The sequence below is a fragment of the Roseateles sp. genome (assembly GCF_039595295.1).
Classification (GTDB): domain Bacteria; phylum Pseudomonadota; class Gammaproteobacteria; order Burkholderiales; family Burkholderiaceae_C; genus Roseateles.
Map to the genome: position 1 here is coordinate 59,501 of NZ_JBCNLU010000010.1, position 16,499 is coordinate 75,999.

Here is a 16,499-nt window from a genome sequence, read left to right on the forward strand (position 1 = left end):
TACGGGGCGGGTGTCCGAGGCGGCCGGGATGGCGCGGCCACGGTGCGCACGCGCGTTCGTCATTCGAGGAGCGACGCTTGCGATGGCGGGCCATGCGCGGCGTTGGGGACCGTTGTCGCCGGCTCGGGACGAAAAAAAGCCCGAGGCTTGTGGCCTCGGGCTGAATCCACCATGGAGGCGGTGGAGGAGACAATCGGCGCGATGCAGACCCTACAGAGAGGGATAGCGCTATCGCATGCCTAGAATTCTAGGGCGGTCCATGCTGCGCTGCAATATTTTTTGGGTCCCCGTCGTTGGAGTCGGGCCTCTAAATGCGCAAAATCACCGCCAGAGTGCACCGGCCATCCGGCCAAGGGCAAGAAAAACGGGGCCAGACTGGCCCGAAGGAATCACGATGGAATGCACGATCGACTGGATGGGCCGGGACACGAAGAGCTTCGTGGCCATCACCGGGTCCGGCCACATGGTCAACATGGATGGCGCACCGGAGTCGGGCGGACGCAATCTGGCGCCGCGGCCAATGGAAATGGTGCTCGTCGGCACTGGCGGCTGCACGGCTTTCGACGTGGTGATGATTCTTGAGCGTGGCCGTCACGACGTGCGCGGATGCCAGGTCAAGCTGACCGCCGAGCGAGCTCCGGTCGATCCGAAGGTGTTCACCAAGATCCACATGCACTTCGTCGTGACGGGCAAGGGCTTGCCCCAGACCGCCGTCGAACGGGCGGTGGCGCTGTCGCACGAGAAGTACTGCTCGGCCAGCATCATGCTGTCGGAAACGGCGCAGATCACGACCTCGGTCGAGATCGTCGAGGGCTGAACGCCTGATACGGCGGGCAGTCGGCCCGTCGGTGGTCGCTCTCTATATATGGTGGGCGGTGCGGGTCATGACCCGGGCCGCCAGCCGCATCAGGCCCTTCACCGGAGCCGGAAGTTCCACCGCGCCGCGGGAGCGCGCGTCCTCCGCGTGGCGGGCTTCCTCTTCCTTCATCTGAGCGACGATGGCCCGCGAGCTGCGATCCCCCTCCGGCAGACGTTCCAGGTGACTGGCGAGGTGTGTCTCCACCTGGCGCTCGGTCTCGACGACGAAGCCCAGACTGACCTTGTCGCCCACCAGCCCGGCGACCGTGCCGATCGCGAAGGCGCCGCCGTACCAGAGCGGATTGAGCAGGCTGGGCCGGTCGTTGAGCTCGCGCAGGCGCTGGGCGGTCCAGGCGAGGTGGTCAATCTCTTCCTGGGCGGCGTGCTCGAGGTGCTCCCTCAGCGCGTCGTCGCGCGTGGTCAGCGCCTGGGCCCGGTAGAGCGCCTGGGCGCAGATCTCCCCGACGTGATTCACCCGCATCAGCGAGGCGGACAGCCGGCGCTGTTGTTCGTCCAGTGGATCGTCCGCCGCCGGCGCCGAGGGGACAGGGCGTGCCATCCCGGCAACACCCGCCAGCGTTCGCAGGCTGTGGTCGAGTGTGGATATCCACGCATCCACGCGGGTCAGGGTGCGTGCCGGGCGCTGGGTCTGGGCATTCATATAAGAGCGCTTGACGAGGCTTTGCGAGTCGATTCCATTGAGTTTAGGAGTCTCGCGTCAAGCCGTTGGACTCAGGCGGCTGGCCCATTGTGCGAATGCGTGATGACACAAGTTTTTAACCTCATACGCGTTGCTTCGATCCAACGAAATCAGGACTTTTACGGGGTGCTTGCTGGTCAGGCGGGATCGGACCTGTTGCAATACGCCACAGCTTCATTGCAGGAGCTTGGTTTGCGGACGTATCCGCAACCTCATTGAAGATCTAGGAGTCTCTAATGAAGAAATCTCTCGTCGCGCTGGCTGTGCTGGCTGGTTTCGCTGGTGCCGCTTCCGCTCAATCGTCCGTCACGCTGTTCGGCGTGATCGACGTGGCTGCCCGTTACACCAAGGCCAACGGCCAGGACACCAAGCAACTGTCGAACGACGGCAGCAGCTCCAGCCGTATCGGCGTCCGTGGCGTGGAAGACCTGGGCGGTGGCCTGAAGGCCGGCTTCTGGCTGGAAAGCGCCCTGTCGGCTGACAACGGCGGCTCCGGTGACGGCACCCGCTTCTGGAACCGTCGCGCTTCCGTGAGCCTGATGGGCGACTTCGGTGAAGTCCGTCTGGGCCGCGGCAAGACCTCGACCCGCCTGGTCGTGGACGACTTCGACGTCTACAGCACCACCGGTCTGGGCGACGTGACCCGCGTGTACACGACGCTGAACAGCGGCATCGACACCATCAACCGTGCCGACAACCTGGTCCAGTACTTCCTGCCGAGCGATCTGGGCGGTGTCTACGGCTCGTTCGACGTCGCCGCTGGCGAAGGCGTGGACGGCAAGAAGTCCTACGGTGGCCGTCTGGGCTACAAGATCGACGACCTGAACGTCGCGGCTGGCTACCAGACCACCGACGCCAAGGGCTCGAAGTTCAAGCAGCTGTCCCTGGGCGGCAGCTACGACTTCAAGGTTGTGAAGGTCAGCGCCCTGCTGTCGCAACTGAAGTTCGGTTCGCTGAAGCAAAACATCTACACCATCGGTGGTGTGGTGCCTGTGACGGCCGCCGGCTCGGTGACCGCTCAGTTCAGCAAGGCCAGCACGAACAACACGGCTGACCTGGCTGCCAACACCGCTGGCGACGCCAAGTTCTTCACCATCGGCTACCAGCACAACCTGTCGAAGCGCACCTCGCTGTACACGACCGCTTCGTACATCAAGAACGACGGTCTGGCCGCGTTCCGCGTGCAAACGAACGCTGTCGCCGCTGCTCGCGGTGGCAAGTCGGGCGGCCTGGACGTTGGTATCAAGCACAGCTTCTGATCCCCCACGGATCCACGCGCTCCGCGTATCGAAAGCCGCCCTTCGGGGCGGCTTTTTTTCGTCCGTCTTTTTTGATCTCGATCCAGTGGGCGGTGTGCGACCGACCGCACCCAGACGGGGCGTCCCCGCCCCATTCGCGTTTCCCCCGAGGCCGGGAGGCCGATCAGGGTCAGGTGTTGCGCTCAGTGATTCACCACTGTCGTCGCAACGCACTGTTGTTGATTTTGTTGATAGTGATCGCGGGTTTTCCCTCTGTCGGGTCTTCACGGACATGACAGGGTTAGCTCGCGTGGGCGATGTGCAACACAAAGCGTCTCCTTCCCTGGCCTTCGCTCAGAATCGATCACGGCGACCAAACATCAAACAAAGGAGACATTCACATGAAGAAAGCCGCCTTGGCTCTGGGCATCCTGGCAGCAAGCACGAGCGCCGCTTGGGCTCAGTCGACCGTGCAGCTGTACGGCATCATGGACGTGGGTCTGCGCGCGACCACGAACGCCGCCGTCGGCTCGTCCAAGAAGACGGTCGTTCCCGGTGGCATGTCTCAAAGCCGTCTCGGCATCAACGTGACCGAGGATCTGGGTGGCGGCCTGAAGGCCATCGCCAACCTGGAACACCGCCTGAACTCCGACACCGGCACCGCTGCTGCCGCCGACTTCTGGCGCCAGTCCTGGGTCGGTATCCAGTCGGCCGACTTCGGTCGCATCACGCTGGGCCGCCAGTACAACATCCTGTTCGACATTTACACGTCGACCTACGCCTCGTTCAAGTACTCGCCCTACATCGAGGCCTACAAGCCCGAGATCGGCCTGTCCATGGGCGCGCGCCAGGACAACATGGTCAAGTACCTGTTCGAGACCGGCCCGATCCGCGGTGAGCTGCAGGTCTCCGCCGGCGAAGGCAACTCGCAGAACAAGTCCTACGGCGGTCTGCTGCGCTATGCGCAAGGCGCGTTCTCGCTGGGCGGCGCGTTCCTGCAAGTCGAGGACACGCTGGGCAAGAAGGTCAAGGGCTACACCGCCGGTGGCGCCTACACCGACGGTCCGCTGTACGTGAACCTGTCCTGGGCCTCGAACAAGTTCGACCAGGGGGGTCTGCTGGGCGCCGCCTACACAGCCGGTCTGCTGGGCAACGTGCTCAACGCCGCCGCGAACGACGTCAAGAAGCGCGACATGATCTCCGCCGGCCTGACCTACCAGATGACGCCGCAGTGGAACATCGGTGGTCACTACTGGTACGCGACCCAGACCCATTACAGCGCCGCGCTGGCCAACACCAAGAGCAAGGGTCACTACTTCGCGGTGGTGGCGGACTACGCCTTCTCCAAGCGCACCGACGCCTACATCGAGCTGGACTACACCAAGCACAAGGGTGCGGTGGCCTTCTCCAACGGCGCCACCAACCGTGGCGGCTCGATGGTCGGCCTGCGTCACCGCTTCTGATCTTGGCGGCGCTCGCGCCGGCCTGATACCGGGCTGCGGCCCGGAGCTCCTGCAAACCCCCAAGCCGCCTTCGGGCGGCTTCTTCGTTTCCGGCGCCTGTGCACCGTCTCTTCTTCGCGTCGTCCTTGCCTCATCCTCGCTTCCTTCGAAGCGCGCTTCAGAGCGAGGCGAAGCGATGTTGCCTCCGCGTTAAGGGCTACCCCACTTGCCCGGGGCGTTCACGTCCCGGATGATGCTCGCTTCAGAAGCGTCCAGCCCCCGGGGTCAGGTCGTGCCAGGGCCACGAGCCCGGTCCGCCGCCGGAGGGCCCTCTTTCATGCTGGTTTTCATTCTTCGCCGCCTGGCGCAGGCCGTCATCGTCATGCTGACGGTGGCTTTCATCGCCTTCATGCTGTTCCAGTATGTCGGCGACCCGGTCAACAACCTGCTCGGCCAAGACGCGACGCCCGAGCAGCGCGAGCAACTGCGCAAGGACCTGGGCCTGGACCAGTCCTTCATCGTGCAGTTCGCGCACTTCGCCGGCAACGCCGCGCAGGGCGAGTTCGGCGTGAGCCTGAAGCAGGGACGCAAGGTCTCCGCGCTGATTGCCGAGCGCTTCCCCGCAACCTTGGAACTCTCCGCGGTCGCGGCCCTGATCGCGCTGGTCTTCGGCATTCCGCTGGGCGTCTACGCGGCGCTGCGGCGGGGCTCCATCGGCTCGCAGATCCTGATGACGCTGTCGCTGCTGGGCGTGGCGCTGCCGACCTTCCTGATCGGCATCCTGCTGATCCTGCTCTTCGCGGTGCAACTGGCCTGGCTGCCGAGCTACGGCCGCGGGGACGTCGTCATGCTGGGCGAATGGAGCACGGGCCTGCTCACCGCCGACGGACTGCGCCACCTGCTGCTGCCGGCGACGACGCTGGCGGTCTACCAGCTGACGCTGATCATGCGCATCGTCCGCGCGGAAATGCTGGAGGTCCTGCGCGCCGACTACATCAAGTTCGCCCGCGCCCGCGGCCTGACCGACCGCACCATCTACTTCGGCCATGCGCTGAAGAACACCCTGGTGCCGGTGATCACCATCACCGGCCTGCAGCTGGGATCGCTGATTGCCTTTGCGATCATCACCGAGACCGTGTTTCAATGGCCCGGCATGGGCCTGCTGTTCATCCAGGCAGTCCAGTTCGCCGACATCCCGGTGATGGCGGCCTACCTCTGCCTGATCTCGCTGATCTTCGTCGTGATCAACCTCGTGGTGGACCTGCTGTACTTCGCCGTCGATCCCCGTCTGCGCGTGCGCGGTGGGGCGCATTGACATGAGCGCGCCTCCCGTCGTCAGCACGGCCGCGAGCGGCACCTATCAGCGGCTCTTCGACGCCCGCGGCGAGCTCGTGGCCCTGCGGCGCGAGCTGCACGCGATGCCGGAACTCGGCTTCGAGGAGCACCGCACCGCCGCCCGCATCGTGCAGGCGCTCAAGGCCTGCGGCGTCGACGAAATCCATCAGGGCATGGGCCGCACCGGCGTCGTCGCGCTCATCCACGGGCAGGCCACGCCCGGCACGCCACGGCGTCTGATCGGCCTGCGCGCCGACATGGACGCGCTTCCCCTGCGCGAGCAGAACGACTTCGCCTGGCGCTCGTCGACCCCCGGCCTGATGCATGCCTGCGGCCATGACGGCCACTGCGCGATGCTGGTCGGCACGGCGCGCTACCTGGCGCAGACGCGGCGTTTCGCGGGCACCGCGGTGCTCGTGTTCCAGCCGGGCGAGGAGGGCTACGGCGGCGCGCGCGAGATGATCGCCGACGGCTTGTTCGAGCGCTTCCCGGTCGAGTCCATCTACGCGATGCACAACTGGCCGCACCTGCCGCCGGGCAAGATCGGGCTGAATCGCGGCGCGATGATGGCCGCGGCGGACCGTGTACAGATCAGCATCCAGGGCCGTGGCGGTCATGGCGCGCATCCGCACCTGAGCGTCGACCCGGTGCTGATCGCCGGCCATGTGATCACCGCCGTGCAGAGCCTGGTGTCGCGCAACATCGCGCCCATCGACCAGGCGGTGGTGAGCCTGTGCTCGATGCAGGCCGGCGAGCCCAGCGCGTTCAGCGTGATCCCCGAGCTCGCGCAGCTCACCGGCACGGTGCGCAGCTTCAAGCCCGAGGTGCAGCAGCTGCTCGAGGAGCGCATGACGCGCCTGGTCGAGTCGGTCGCGCTGGGCTTCGGCGCCAGCGCCAAGGTCGACTACCAGCGCCTGTATCCCGCGACCATCAACAGCGCCGCCGAGGCGGACTTCGCGGTGCGGGTGTCGCAATGGCTGGTCGGCGCGGAGAACGTCGACGACAAGCTGCCGCCCAGCATGGGCTCCGAGGACTTCGCCTTCATGCTGCAGGCGCGTCCGGGCGCCTATCTGCGCCTGGGGCAGGGCGGTCCTTGCGGCTTGCATCAGCCGCGCTACGACTTCAACGACGAGGTGCTGCCGCTGGGTTCGGCGCTCTTCGCGGCGCTGGTCGAGCAGGGGCTGCCCTTGGCCCCGCATTGATGCCGACGCGTCGATCGGCGCCCCCCTCGATCCAGCCCCTGCCATCGCCATCTCTTCAGACAGCCGCATGAGCCCGACCGGAGAATCCCCCGCATGAGTTCCCCCGCACCGACCGCAACCCCCGGCCAGAAGGCGCCGGGCGCGCTGCGGCGCTTCCTGGACGGCGACGTCTGGCATTCCTTCACCCGTTCGCCGCTGGCGATGATCGCGGCCTTCGTCGCGTTGGTCTGCCTTGTCTGCGCGCTCTTCGCGACCTGGATCGCGCCGCACGATCCCTTCGATCTGGCCGCGCTGGAGCTGATGGACTCGCGCCTGCCGCCGGCCTGGATCGACGGCGGCTCGACCAAGTACCTGCTGGGCACCGACGACCAGGGGCGCGACCTGCTGTCCGCGATCATGTACGGGGCTCGCATCTCGCTGCTGGTAGGCGTGGCCTCGGTGATCCTGTCGATGCTGATCGGCGTGGGCCTGGGGCTGCTCGCCGGCTTCGTCGGCGGCAAGGTGGACGCCTTCATCATGCGCATCTGCGACGTGATGCTGTCCTTCCCGTCCATCCTGATCGCGCTGCTGATCGACGGCATCGGTCGTGCCGTGTTCCAGAACGCGCACGACACGCTGGCCTTCGCGGTGCTGATCCTGGCCATCTCGCTGACGGGATGGGTGCAGTACGCGCGCACGGTGCGCGGCTCCACCATGGTCGAGCGCCACAAGGAATATGTGCAGGCCGCCCGCGTCATCGGCGTCAAGCCGCTGGCCATCATGTGGCGCCATGTGCTGCCCAACGTCACCGGCCCGGTGATGGTGCTGGCCACGCTGCAGGTCGCGTCGGCCATCCTGACCGAGGCCACGCTGTCCTTCCTCGGCGTGGGGGTGCCGCCCACCAGCCCCTCGCTGGGCACGCTGATCCGCATCGGCAACGACTTCCTGTTCTCCGGCGAATGGTGGATCACCATCTGGCCCAGCGTGATGCTGGTGCTGATCGCGCTGTCCGTGAACCTGCTGGGCGACTGGCTGCGCGATGCGCTCAATCCGCGTCTGCGCTGAGCGCGCTTGTTGAGGACGAATCCATGACCGCCCCCCTGCTCGAAGTCCGCCGCCTGCGCGTGGAATTCCCGACCCGCCGCGGCACGCTGCTGGCGCTGGACGACATCTCTTTCGACATCGCACCCGGCGAGGTGCTGGGTGTCGTCGGCGAATCCGGCGCCGGCAAGTCGCTGACCGGCGCGGCCATCATCGGTCTGCTCGAACCGCCCGGCCGCATCGCCGGCGGCGAGATCCTGCTCGAAGGCCGCCGCATCGACAACCTGCCGCCCGATCAGATGCGCCGCATCCGAGGCCGCCAGATCGGCGCGATCTTCCAGGATCCGCTGACCTCGCTGAACCCGCTCTACACGGTGGGCCGCCAGCTGGTGGAGACCATCACCACCCACCTCGGCCTGAGTCCCAAGCAGGCGCGCGCCCGCGCCATCGAGCTGCTGGCCGCGACCGGCATCCCCGCGCCCGAGGCGCGCGTGGACCAGTACCCGCACCAGTTCTCCGGCGGCATGCGACAGCGCGTGGTGATCGCGCTGGCGCTGGCGGCGGATCCCAAGCTCATCGTCGCGGACGAGCCGACCACCGCGCTGGACGTGTCCATCCAGGCGCAGATCATTGCCTTGCTCAAGCGCGTCTGCCGCGAGCAGGGGGCGGCGGTGATGCTGGTCACGCACGACATGGGCGTGATCGCGGAGACCTGCGATCGCGTCGCGGTGATGTATGCGGGCCGCGTCGCGGAGATCGGCCCGGTGCAGGAGGTGATCCATCGCCCCGGCCATCCTTACACCTCCGGTCTGATGGGCTCGATTCCCGCGATGGACGAGGACCGCGAGCGTCTGGTGCAGATCGACGGCTCGATGCCGCGGCTGAACGCGATTCCCTCGGGCTGCGCCTTCCATCCGCGCTGCCCCAAGGTCTTCGACCGCTGCCATGTGGAGCGGCCCGAGTTGATGAAGGCGCCCGCGACCGAAGCGGCCTGTTGGCTGCATGCCGGCGCCGCCGAACGAGGCGTTCAAGCCGCCCTGCAGGGAGACGTCGCATGACGGTGCTGAGCGAGAAGACGGGTGCGAGCGAGGTCGAACGCGGGACCGGTGCGACCAGCGTAGCCGGCACGGCCCTGGTCGAGGTGCGCGATCTGGTCAAGATCTTCGACGTGTCGGCCCCGTGGCTGAACCGCGTCGTCGAGCGCAAGCCCAAGCAGTTCGTCCATGCGGTGGACGGCGTGAGCTTCAGCATCGAGAAGGGGCGCACGCTGGCGCTGGTCGGCGAGTCCGGCTGCGGCAAGAGCACGGTGGCACGGCTGCTGGTCGGCCTCTACGAGCCCACGCGCGGCGACGTGCGCATCGACGGCGCGGACATCGCGGCGACGCTGAAGGGTCCCGGCGCTCAGGCGTTGCGGCGGCGCATGCAGATGATCTTCCAGGATCCGTATGCGAGCCTGAATCCGCGCTGGAAGGTGCAGGACATCGTTGCCGAGCCGCTGCGCGAGCACGCGCTGGTGAGCGACGCGGGCGAGCTCAAGCGCCGGGTCGGGGAGCTGCTGCAGTCGGTGGGGCTGTCGCCGGCGGATGCGGAGAAATTCCCGCACCAGTTCTCCGGCGGTCAGCGTCAGCGCATCTCGATCGCGCGTGCGCTGGCGACGCAGCCCGAGTTCCTGGTCTGCGACGAGCCGACTTCGGCGCTGGATGTGTCGGTGCAGGCCCAGGTGCTCAACATCATGAAGGACCTGCAGCGCCGGCAGGGGCTGACCTATCTGTTCATCTCGCACAACCTCGCGGTGGTGCGGCATGTGGCGGATCAGGTGGGGGTGATGTACCTGGGGCGGCTGGTGGAGCAGGCCGACAAGCGCGCGCTGTTCGCGACGCCGCGGCATCCCTACACGCGCATGCTGCTCGACGCGATTCCCGACATCCACATGACGGGGCGTTCGCGCACGCCGGTGCAGGGCGAGGTGCCCAATCCGCTGAACCCGCCCAGCGGCTGCAGCTTCCATCCGCGCTGCCCGCATGCGAACGCGCGCTGCAGCGCCGAGCGGCCGGCGCTGCTGGAACTCAAGGGCGTGGGGATCCGCGTGGCCTGCCACGCGGTGGAGGAAGGGCGGATCTGAGGCGGGGAGGGCGCCGATCGGTGATCGGGGGCCTCGCAGAGATCAGCTGGCGACGATCAATAGGCGGCGCTGGCGGCGCTCGAGGCGCTGGCCGGCGCTGTCGCGGATTGCGTCGTCTTGGCCTTCTGCGGCAACTGCAGCGGGCGCTTCTGACCGCAGGCGGTCAGCGCCAGCACGGCGCACAACATCAGGCCCGTCATGGCCTTGGCGCCGCGCCGGCCGGTCGGGACGGGGGCTGCGCCTACACTTCGCGTCTTCACGTTCTTCATGGGCTCGCAGTCTAGCGAGTCCGCCCCTGTCTGCACATGATCCCGACGCCCTTGACCGACGCCGACTACGACGCCCGCACCGATGCCGTGCTGGCCAGCATCGAGAAGCAAATCGACGCCTGGCTGGACGAGGACGTGATTGACGTGGACCAGCATCGCACCGGCGGGCTGCTGGAACTGGAGTTTCCGGATCGCAGCAAGATCGTCGTGAACACGCAGCCGCCGCTGCATGAGCTGTGGCTCGCGTCGCGGCGGGGTGGGTATCACTTCAAGTTCAGCCAGGGGCGGTGGGTGGATACCAAGGATGGCAAGGAGTTCTTTGCTCGGCTGTCGGAAGAAGTTTCGCATCACGGGGCGAAGGCGCTGGTGATCAGCGAGGGTTGAAGACCCTCTCCCCGACCAGCACCTTTTCTACCGCTTGAAGAGATCCAGGATGCTCTTCTTCTCTTCCTCGGTCCCCGTCGCCGGCATGTGCTCGTCGTTGCTCAGCGCCTTGACGCCGTTGTTCCCCGAGTACTCGTCGTAGAACCACTCGCCGCTGACGTTGATCACGCCCTCGGGCGGCTGGATCTCCTGCACCGGCGTGTTGCGCAGCGCGTACTGCATGAACTCCACCCACACCGGCAGCGCCAAGCCGCCTCCGGTCTCCCGGTCTCCCAGCTTGCGCGGCTGGTCGTAGCCGATCCACACGATCGACACCAGCTCCGGCTGGAAGCCCGCGAACCACGCATCCATCGAGTCGTTGGTCGTGCCGGTCTTGCCGTAGATGTCGGGCCGCTTGAGCATTGCCTGCGTGCGCGCCGCCGTGCCGCTGCGGGCCACTTCCTGCAGCAGGCTGTCCATCAGGAAGGCGTTGCGCGGCTCGATCGCGCGCTGCGCTTCATCGAAGGGCTTGGGCTGCTGCTGATAGAGCAGCCGACCCGAGTGATCGGTGATCCGCTGCACCAGCTGCGGCGCCACCCGATAGCCGCCGTTGGCGAAGACGGAGTAGGCCTGCGCCATCTGCATCGGCGTCACTGAACCGGCGCCCAACGCCATCGTCAGATAGGCCGGATGCTTGTCCGCGTCGAAGCCGAAGCGCGTCACCCACTCCTGGCCGTAGCGCACGCCGATGGACTGCAGCACCCGGATCGACACCATGTTCTTGGACTTGGCCAGCGCCTTGCGCAGCGGCATCGGGCCCTCGAACTTGCCGTCGTAGTTCTTGGGCTCCCAGGGCTGGCTGCCGGTGGTCGTCGCGTCGAAGAACAGCGGGCCGTCGTTGACGATGGTCGCGCCGTTGAATCCCTTCTCCAGCGCCGCCGAGTAGATGAAAGGCTTGAAGCTCGAGCCCGGCTGGCGCCAGGCCTGGGTCACATGGTTGAACTTGTTCTTGTTGTAGTCGAAGCCGCCCACCAGCGCCCGCACGCTGCCGTCCTTCGGGCTCAGCGCCACCATCGCGCCCTCAACCTCCGGCAGCTGCGTGATGGTCCACTCTTCCTTGTTGTTGCGGACCAGCTTGATCACCCGGATCACCGCGCCGCGGCGCACGCGCGTCTTGGGATTGCCCTTCTCGGAGAGGCCGGACGTCGCCGGCTTGAGGCCCTCGCCGGTGATGGTCACCGACTCGCCGCTCTGCAGCGCCGCGACCACCTTCTTCGGATCGGCCTCCAGCACCACGGCGGCCAGCAACTCGTCGTTGGCGGGATGGTCCGAGAGCGCCTCCGCCACGCGGGTGTCGAGCTCCTTGGGGTCGGCCGGCAGGTCCACGTAGGCCTCGGGACCGCGATACACCTGGCGGCGCTCGTAATCCATGATCCCGCGGCGCAGCGCGCGATAGGCGCGCTCCTGCTCATCGGCATGCAGGGTCAGGTAGACGTTCAGGCCGCGGGTGTAGGCCTCGTCCCCGTACTGGCTGAAGATCAGCTGGCGCGCGAGTTCCGCGACGAACTCGGCATGGCTGGCCGCCTCCTGCGGCGGGCGCACCCGCAGCTTCTCGGCCTTGGCGGCGGCGTGTTGCTCGGGGGAGATGAAGCCCATCTCCAGCATGCGGTCGATGATGTACTGCTGACGCAGCGTCGCGCGGCGCGGGTTGTTGATCGGGTTGTAGGCCGACGGGGCTTTCGGCAGACCCGCCAGCATGGCCGCCTCGGCGATCGTGATGTCCTTGAGCGGCTTGCCGAAGTAGACCTCGCTGGCGGCGGCGAAGCCGTAGGCGCGGTGACCCAGGAAGATCTGGTTCATGTAGATCTCGAGGATCTTCTCCTTCGGGAGGGCGCGCTCGATCTTCAGCGCCAGCAGGATCTCGTAGATCTTGCGGGTGAAGGTCTTCTCGGTCGAGAGATAGAAGTTGCGCGCCACCTGCATGGTGATCGTCGACGCTCCCTGGCTCTTGGCCTCGCCGAAGTTGGCCAGGCCGGCGCGGATCACGCCCAGGTAGTCCACGCCGCCGTGCTGATAGAAGCGGGCGTCCTCGATGGCCAGGATCGCGTCCTGCATCACCTTGGGGATCTCGCGGATGTCGGAGTAGCTGCGGCGTTCCTCGCCGTACTCGGCCAGCAGCTGACCCTCGCTGGACAGCACGCGCAACGGGAGCTTGGGCCGGTAGTCGGTCAGGCCGCTGATGTCGGGCAGCTGCGGATAGGCCATCGCCAGCGCCATGCCGACCAGCAGCACCACCGCGCCCGCGCCGGCCAGCGCCAGGCCGAAGAGCCAGCCCAGCGCGCGGACGAACCAGTGGCTCCGCGGGCCTGCCTGCTTGGTCTTCTTGGACTTGCCGGACTTGCCGCGCTTGGCGTCGGGCGAGCCGCCTGAGCCGCCGGAGCCGTTGCCGGACGGGGCGTCGAAAGAGGGTTCGGAGGGCTCGGCGGGAGGTTTCTTCGAGGGCATGGGCCAGATGTGTGCAATCTTGCGTGCCCGGCCGCCCCCTATCAGGGCCTGTACGGGTGACGATTCCGGCCGCGAGCGGCGATTATAGGAAGCCGACAAGCCGCCGCCGTGGCCGCGTCCCGCGGGCGGTTACGGACGCTTTCCACGCGATCGAGGCAAAGCCTTCAGTCCCCGAAAAGGTGGCCGACTTATTTGGGGAAACCCGAATGGCGAGCCTCCCCGGAAAGGCGGAAAACAACTGGAATTCGGGCGGTAGACGACCGAATCCGGGGGGATATCCCGGGGGAAACTGCCCTGCTTTGGGGTGTGTTCAGAGGCCTTTTGGCGTGGCATTACCGCCCGTAGGTGGCGTGTATGTTACGCAACGCCGCGTTACGTGCTGTGACCGGTTTCCCTTGGGGCGACAAAGGCTTTGCTGATAGCATTCAAGTAACTTATTAACAAACCGGCGCAGAGCGGCGCGTTGGGGGAACGCATCATGGGGCTGTTGGACGTTCTGCGCGGGCGCGCGCATCCACCCATGATTGGCCTGGACATCTCGTCGTCCAGCGTCAAGCTTGTGGAGTTGAGCCAAAACTCGAGCGGCGAATACGTCCTGGAACGTTTCGCCACCGAGCCTTTCGAAAAAGGCTGGATTACCGACGGCCAGATCGAGAAATTCGACGAGGTCGCGGACGCCGTCCGCCGCGTGGTCACCCGAAGCGGCAGCCGCACGCGGCAGGCCGCGCTGGCCATGCCGCAATCGGCCGTGATCACCAAGAAGATCATGCTGCCCGCCGGCCTGCGCGAGGAAGAGCTCGAGCTGCAGGTCGAGGCCGAAGCCAACCAATACATCCCCTTCTCGCTGGACGAAGTCTCGCTGGACTTCTGCGTCATCGGCCCGAGCCCGACCTCGGTCGGCGACGTCGAGGTGCTGATCGCCGCGTCGCGCAAGGACCGCGTGCAGGACCGTCAGGCGCTGGCCGAGGCCGCGGGCCTCAAGCCGGTGGTGCTGGACATCGAATCGCATGCTTCCCGCATGGCGGTGGGCCGGCTGGTCGAGACCCTCCCCAACGAGGGCAAGGACGCGCTGGTCGCGCTGTTCGAGATCGGCGCCGACACGACCTCGCTGAAGGTGCTGCGCGACGACGAGATGCTGTACGACCGCGATCAGGCCTTCGGCGGCTCGCAGCTGACGCAGCTGATCTCGCGCCAGTACGGCTTCTCGTTCGAGGAAGCCGAGCAGAAGAAGCTGGGCGGCGAGATGCCCGAGGACTACGACACGCAGGTGCTGAACCCCTTCGTCGACTCGCTCTCGCAGGAGATCGGCCGGGCGCTGCAGTACTTCTTCACCAGCACCCCGCATCACAAGGTCCATTACGTGATGCTGGCCGGCGGCACCGCCACGCTGCCCGGTCTCAAGGAGCGGGTGACGGAGCTGACCGGCTTCGCGTGCATGGTGGTCAACCCGTTCGAGAACATGGTGCTGGGGCCCGCGGTGCGCGAGTCCAAGTTGCGCCGTGAAGCCCCCGCCTATCTCACTGCCTGCGGCCTGGCCATGCGGAGGTTCTTTCAGTGATTCTGATCAACCTGCTCCCGCACCGCGAGGAGAAACGCAAGCGCCGCAAGGCCGCGTACTTCGTCGGCTTGGGAATGTCCTTCGTCGTGGGTCTGCTGATCTCGGGCGTCATCTATCTGCTGCTGCAGCAGATGACCGCGTCGCAGATCGAGCGCAACGACTTCCTCAAGGCGGAGATCGGCAAGCTCGACACGCAGATCAAGGACATCGCCACGCTGCGGTCCGAGATCGACGCGCTGCGCGCGCGTCAGCGCGCGGTCGAGGACCTGCAGAGCGACCGCAACACCCCGGTGCATCTGCTCAACGAGCTGGCCCGCTTCACGCCTGAAGGCGTCTTCCTGCAATCGCTGCGCCAGACCGCCAAGGCGGTGGTGATCAACGGCGTCGCGGCCTCGAACGAGCGCGTGTCGGAGATGCTGCGCAACCTGAGCCACGCCGAATGGGTCGAGAACCCCGAGCTGGTCGAGATCAAGGTCGCCGCGGTCAACCCCAAGGACCCGCGCCGGCTGTTCGACTTCTCCATCAAGGTGGCGATCAAGAGCGCGACGCCCGAGTCCGCCGCGGGTGCTGCCAGCGGCCCCGCCGGCGCCCCGCCCGCGAAGAAGTCGTGAGGACGCCATGGCCAACTTGAAAAACCTGGACCTCAACGCCTGGTTCGCTGACTTCTCCAGCCAGTTCCAGGACCTGAACATGAAGGAGCCCGGCCAGTGGCCGCCGGCTCCCAAGTACCTGTCCTTCGTCGTGCTCGCGCTGGCCACGGTCGGCCTCGGCTGGGTCGCCGTGCTGTCGGACGAGCAGGCGGTGCTCGATGCCGAGCACGACAAGGAGCCCCGGCTCAAGGAAGACTACGGCAACAAGCTGACGCAGGCGGTGAATCTGCCCGAGCTGCGCAAGCAGAAGAGCCAGGTCGAGGAATACGTGCTGCAGCTCGAGAAGCAGCTGCCCGGCAAGGCCGAGATGGATGCGCTGCTCTCCGACATCAACCAGGCGGGCCTGGGACGCGGTCTGCAGTTCGAGCTTTTCAGGCCAGGTCAGGTCGCGATGCGCGACTACTACGCCGAGCAGCCGATCTCGATCAAGGTGACGGGGCGTTATCACGACATCGGCGCGTTCACCGCGGACGTGTCCAACCTCTCGCGCATCGTCACGCTGCACGACCTGAACATCGCGTACCCGAATCAGTCCAGCAACCAGAGCACGCCTCCGCGCACCGACGCGAACGCGACGCTGACGATGGAGGCGATCGCCCGCACCTACCGCTATCTCGACTCGTCCGAGGTCGAGGAGCAGAAGAAGGCCGCCGCGGCCGCGGAGAAGAAGAAATGACGCGCAGCACGCTTGAACGCGGTGGACGGCTCTTCGCGGCCTTGTCGCTGTGCGGCATCGCGCTGGGCGGCTGCTCGGGCAACAACGACGAGCTGCAGCAATGGATGGAAGAACAGCGTCAACAGACGCGGCCCACCGTCCGCCCGCTGACTCCCCCGAAGAAATTCCAGCCCGCGCCCTATGAGGCGGCGGTCGTCGTCGACCCCTTCAGCACGCAGAAGCTGACCGTCGCGCTCAAGCGCGAGGCGGCGCAGCCCAGCTCGCTGCTGGCGGCGGAAATGAAGCGCCGCCGCGAGCCGCTGGAGGCCTATCCGCTGGACAGCATGGCCATGGTCGGCAGCGTCACGCGCGAGGGCCGGCCCTACGCGCTGCTGCGCGTCGACAACCTGCTGTACCAGGCGCGTGTGGGCGAATACCTCGGCCAGAACTTCGGCCGCATCACCAAGATCACCGAGACTGAAATCTCGTTGCGAGAAGTCGTCCAGGACGCTGCGGGCGAATGGATTGAACGCACCAGTACTCTCCAGCTTCAGGAGCAGGGACGATGAATAACCTTGTGAA

Annotated in this window: 16 protein-coding genes; 13 read left to right on the forward strand and 3 right to left on the reverse strand. The window is 66.5% G+C overall.

The window, feature by feature from the left end; translation table 11 throughout:
* Nucleotides 1-394 precede the first annotated feature (394 nt).
* The gene (locus ABDW59_RS09965; protein WP_343629574.1) at nucleotides 395-817 is read left to right on the forward strand and encodes an OsmC family protein; all 423 of its coding nucleotides are present in this window, start codon (nucleotides 395-397) and stop codon (nucleotides 815-817) included.
* A gap of 42 nt (nucleotides 818-859) precedes the next feature.
* Here ABDW59_RS09965 and coq7 read toward each other — a convergent pair whose 3' ends face one another.
* The gene (gene coq7 / locus ABDW59_RS09970) at nucleotides 860-1,519 is read right to left on the reverse strand and encodes a 2-polyprenyl-3-methyl-6-methoxy-1,4-benzoquinone monooxygenase (RefSeq protein WP_343629575.1); all 660 of its coding nucleotides are present in this window, start codon (nucleotides 1,517-1,519) and stop codon (nucleotides 860-862) included.
* Nucleotides 1,520-1,794: 275 nt separating this feature from the next.
* Here coq7 and ABDW59_RS09975 point away from each other — a divergent pair, with 275 nt between their 5' ends.
* The 7 genes from ABDW59_RS09975 (at nucleotide 1,795) to ABDW59_RS10005 (ending at nucleotide 9,917) form a co-directional block, all read left to right on the forward strand.
* Nucleotides 1,795-2,817, forward strand: a complete 1,023-nt coding sequence (locus ABDW59_RS09975) for a porin (RefSeq protein WP_343629576.1) — start codon at nucleotides 1,795-1,797, stop codon at nucleotides 2,815-2,817.
* A 380-nt stretch (nucleotides 2,818-3,197) separates the two neighbouring features.
* Complete coding sequence (locus tag ABDW59_RS09980) at nucleotides 3,198-4,259, forward strand: porin (protein WP_343629577.1); 1,062 nt, start codon at nucleotides 3,198-3,200, stop codon at nucleotides 4,257-4,259.
* 316 nt (nucleotides 4,260-4,575) lie between these two features.
* Complete coding sequence (locus ABDW59_RS09985; protein WP_343629579.1) at nucleotides 4,576-5,553, forward strand: ABC transporter permease; 978 nt, start codon at nucleotides 4,576-4,578, stop codon at nucleotides 5,551-5,553.
* Nucleotide 5,554: 1 nt separating this feature from the next.
* Nucleotides 5,555-6,775 (forward strand): M20 aminoacylase family protein, encoded by a 1,221-nt coding sequence (locus ABDW59_RS09990; RefSeq protein WP_343629580.1) that lies wholly within the window; start codon nucleotides 5,555-5,557, stop codon nucleotides 6,773-6,775.
* Between the two features lie 93 nt (nucleotides 6,776-6,868).
* Entirely contained in the window at nucleotides 6,869-7,819 is a 951-nt protein-coding gene (locus ABDW59_RS09995) for an ABC transporter permease (RefSeq protein ID WP_343629581.1), read from the forward strand.
* 23 nt (nucleotides 7,820-7,842) lie between these two features.
* Nucleotides 7,843-8,853 carry an ABC transporter ATP-binding protein gene (locus tag ABDW59_RS10000; RefSeq protein ID WP_343629582.1) on the forward strand — a complete coding sequence of 337 codons (1,011 nt, stop codon included), beginning with the start codon at nucleotides 7,843-7,845 and terminating at the stop codon, nucleotides 8,851-8,853.
* Nucleotides 8,850-9,917, forward strand: a complete 1,068-nt coding sequence (locus ABDW59_RS10005) for an oligopeptide/dipeptide ABC transporter ATP-binding protein (RefSeq protein ID WP_343629583.1) — start codon at nucleotides 8,850-8,852, stop codon at nucleotides 9,915-9,917. Before ABDW59_RS10000 ends, ABDW59_RS10005 begins: the two co-directional genes overlap by 4 nt.
* Before the next feature lie 56 nt (nucleotides 9,918-9,973).
* Here the strand turns inward: ABDW59_RS10005 and ABDW59_RS10010 are convergent, their stop codons facing one another.
* Nucleotides 9,974-10,186, reverse strand: a complete 213-nt coding sequence (locus ABDW59_RS10010; protein ID WP_343629585.1) for a lipoprotein — start codon at nucleotides 10,184-10,186, stop codon at nucleotides 9,974-9,976.
* A 51-nt stretch (nucleotides 10,187-10,237) separates the two neighbouring features.
* Here ABDW59_RS10010 and cyaY point away from each other — a divergent pair, with 51 nt between their 5' ends.
* Complete coding sequence (cyaY, locus tag ABDW59_RS10015) at nucleotides 10,238-10,570, forward strand: iron donor protein CyaY (protein ID WP_343629586.1); 333 nt, start codon at nucleotides 10,238-10,240, stop codon at nucleotides 10,568-10,570.
* Between the two features lie 27 nt (nucleotides 10,571-10,597).
* On the opposite strand, the gene ABDW59_RS10020 is transcribed toward cyaY, so the two are convergent.
* Nucleotides 10,598-13,054: a penicillin-binding protein 1A gene (locus ABDW59_RS10020; RefSeq protein WP_343629588.1), complete on the reverse strand. Its 2,457-nt coding sequence runs from the start codon at nucleotides 13,052-13,054 to the stop codon at nucleotides 10,598-10,600.
* 478 nt (nucleotides 13,055-13,532) lie between these two features.
* Here ABDW59_RS10020 and ABDW59_RS10025 point away from each other — a divergent pair, with 478 nt between their 5' ends.
* From ABDW59_RS10025 to ABDW59_RS10040, 4 genes are read left to right on the forward strand one after another with little or no spacing between them, the layout of a single operon-like run.
* On the forward strand, nucleotides 13,533-14,612 hold the full coding sequence (locus ABDW59_RS10025; RefSeq protein WP_343629589.1) for a pilus assembly protein PilM: 1,080 nt from the start codon (nucleotides 13,533-13,535) through the stop codon (nucleotides 14,610-14,612).
* Nucleotides 14,609-15,223: a PilN domain-containing protein gene (locus tag ABDW59_RS10030; protein ID WP_343629590.1), complete on the forward strand. Its 615-nt coding sequence runs from the start codon at nucleotides 14,609-14,611 to the stop codon at nucleotides 15,221-15,223. The genes ABDW59_RS10025 and ABDW59_RS10030 overlap by 4 nt, the downstream gene beginning before the upstream one ends.
* A gap of 7 nt (nucleotides 15,224-15,230) precedes the next feature.
* Complete coding sequence (locus tag ABDW59_RS10035) at nucleotides 15,231-15,938, forward strand: type 4a pilus biogenesis protein PilO (RefSeq protein ID WP_343629592.1); 708 nt, start codon at nucleotides 15,231-15,233, stop codon at nucleotides 15,936-15,938.
* Nucleotides 15,935-16,486, forward strand: a complete 552-nt coding sequence (locus ABDW59_RS10040; RefSeq protein ID WP_343629593.1) for a pilus assembly protein PilP — start codon at nucleotides 15,935-15,937, stop codon at nucleotides 16,484-16,486. Before ABDW59_RS10035 ends, ABDW59_RS10040 begins: the two co-directional genes overlap by 4 nt.
* The last annotated feature ends 13 nt before the right edge of the window (nucleotides 16,487-16,499 follow it).

Coding starts and splice junctions, on each gene's coding strand:
- ABDW59_RS09965 (WP_343629574.1), top strand. CDS start 395: ATGGAATGCACGATCGACTGGATGGGCCGGGACACGAAGAGCTTCGTG.
- coq7 (WP_343629575.1), bottom strand. CDS start 1,519: ATGAATGCCCAGACCCAGCGCCCGGCACGCACCCTGACCCGCGTGGAT.
- ABDW59_RS09975 (WP_343629576.1), top strand. CDS start 1,795: ATGAAGAAATCTCTCGTCGCGCTGGCTGTGCTGGCTGGTTTCGCTGGT.
- ABDW59_RS09980 (WP_343629577.1), top strand. CDS start 3,198: ATGAAGAAAGCCGCCTTGGCTCTGGGCATCCTGGCAGCAAGCACGAGC.
- ABDW59_RS09985 (WP_343629579.1), top strand. CDS start 4,576: ATGCTGGTTTTCATTCTTCGCCGCCTGGCGCAGGCCGTCATCGTCATG.
- ABDW59_RS09990 (WP_343629580.1), top strand. CDS start 5,555: ATGAGCGCGCCTCCCGTCGTCAGCACGGCCGCGAGCGGCACCTATCAG.
- ABDW59_RS09995 (WP_343629581.1), top strand. CDS start 6,869: ATGAGTTCCCCCGCACCGACCGCAACCCCCGGCCAGAAGGCGCCGGGC.
- ABDW59_RS10000 (WP_343629582.1), top strand. CDS start 7,843: ATGACCGCCCCCCTGCTCGAAGTCCGCCGCCTGCGCGTGGAATTCCCG.
- ABDW59_RS10005 (WP_343629583.1), top strand. CDS start 8,850: ATGACGGTGCTGAGCGAGAAGACGGGTGCGAGCGAGGTCGAACGCGGG.
- ABDW59_RS10010 (WP_343629585.1), bottom strand. CDS start 10,186: ATGAAGAACGTGAAGACGCGAAGTGTAGGCGCAGCCCCCGTCCCGACC.
- ABDW59_RS10020 (WP_343629588.1), bottom strand. CDS start 13,054: ATGCCCTCGAAGAAACCTCCCGCCGAGCCCTCCGAACCCTCTTTCGAC.
- ABDW59_RS10025 (WP_343629589.1), top strand. CDS start 13,533: ATGGGGCTGTTGGACGTTCTGCGCGGGCGCGCGCATCCACCCATGATT.
- ABDW59_RS10035 (WP_343629592.1), top strand. CDS start 15,231: ATGGCCAACTTGAAAAACCTGGACCTCAACGCCTGGTTCGCTGACTTC.
- ABDW59_RS10040 (WP_343629593.1), top strand. CDS start 15,935: ATGACGCGCAGCACGCTTGAACGCGGTGGACGGCTCTTCGCGGCCTTG.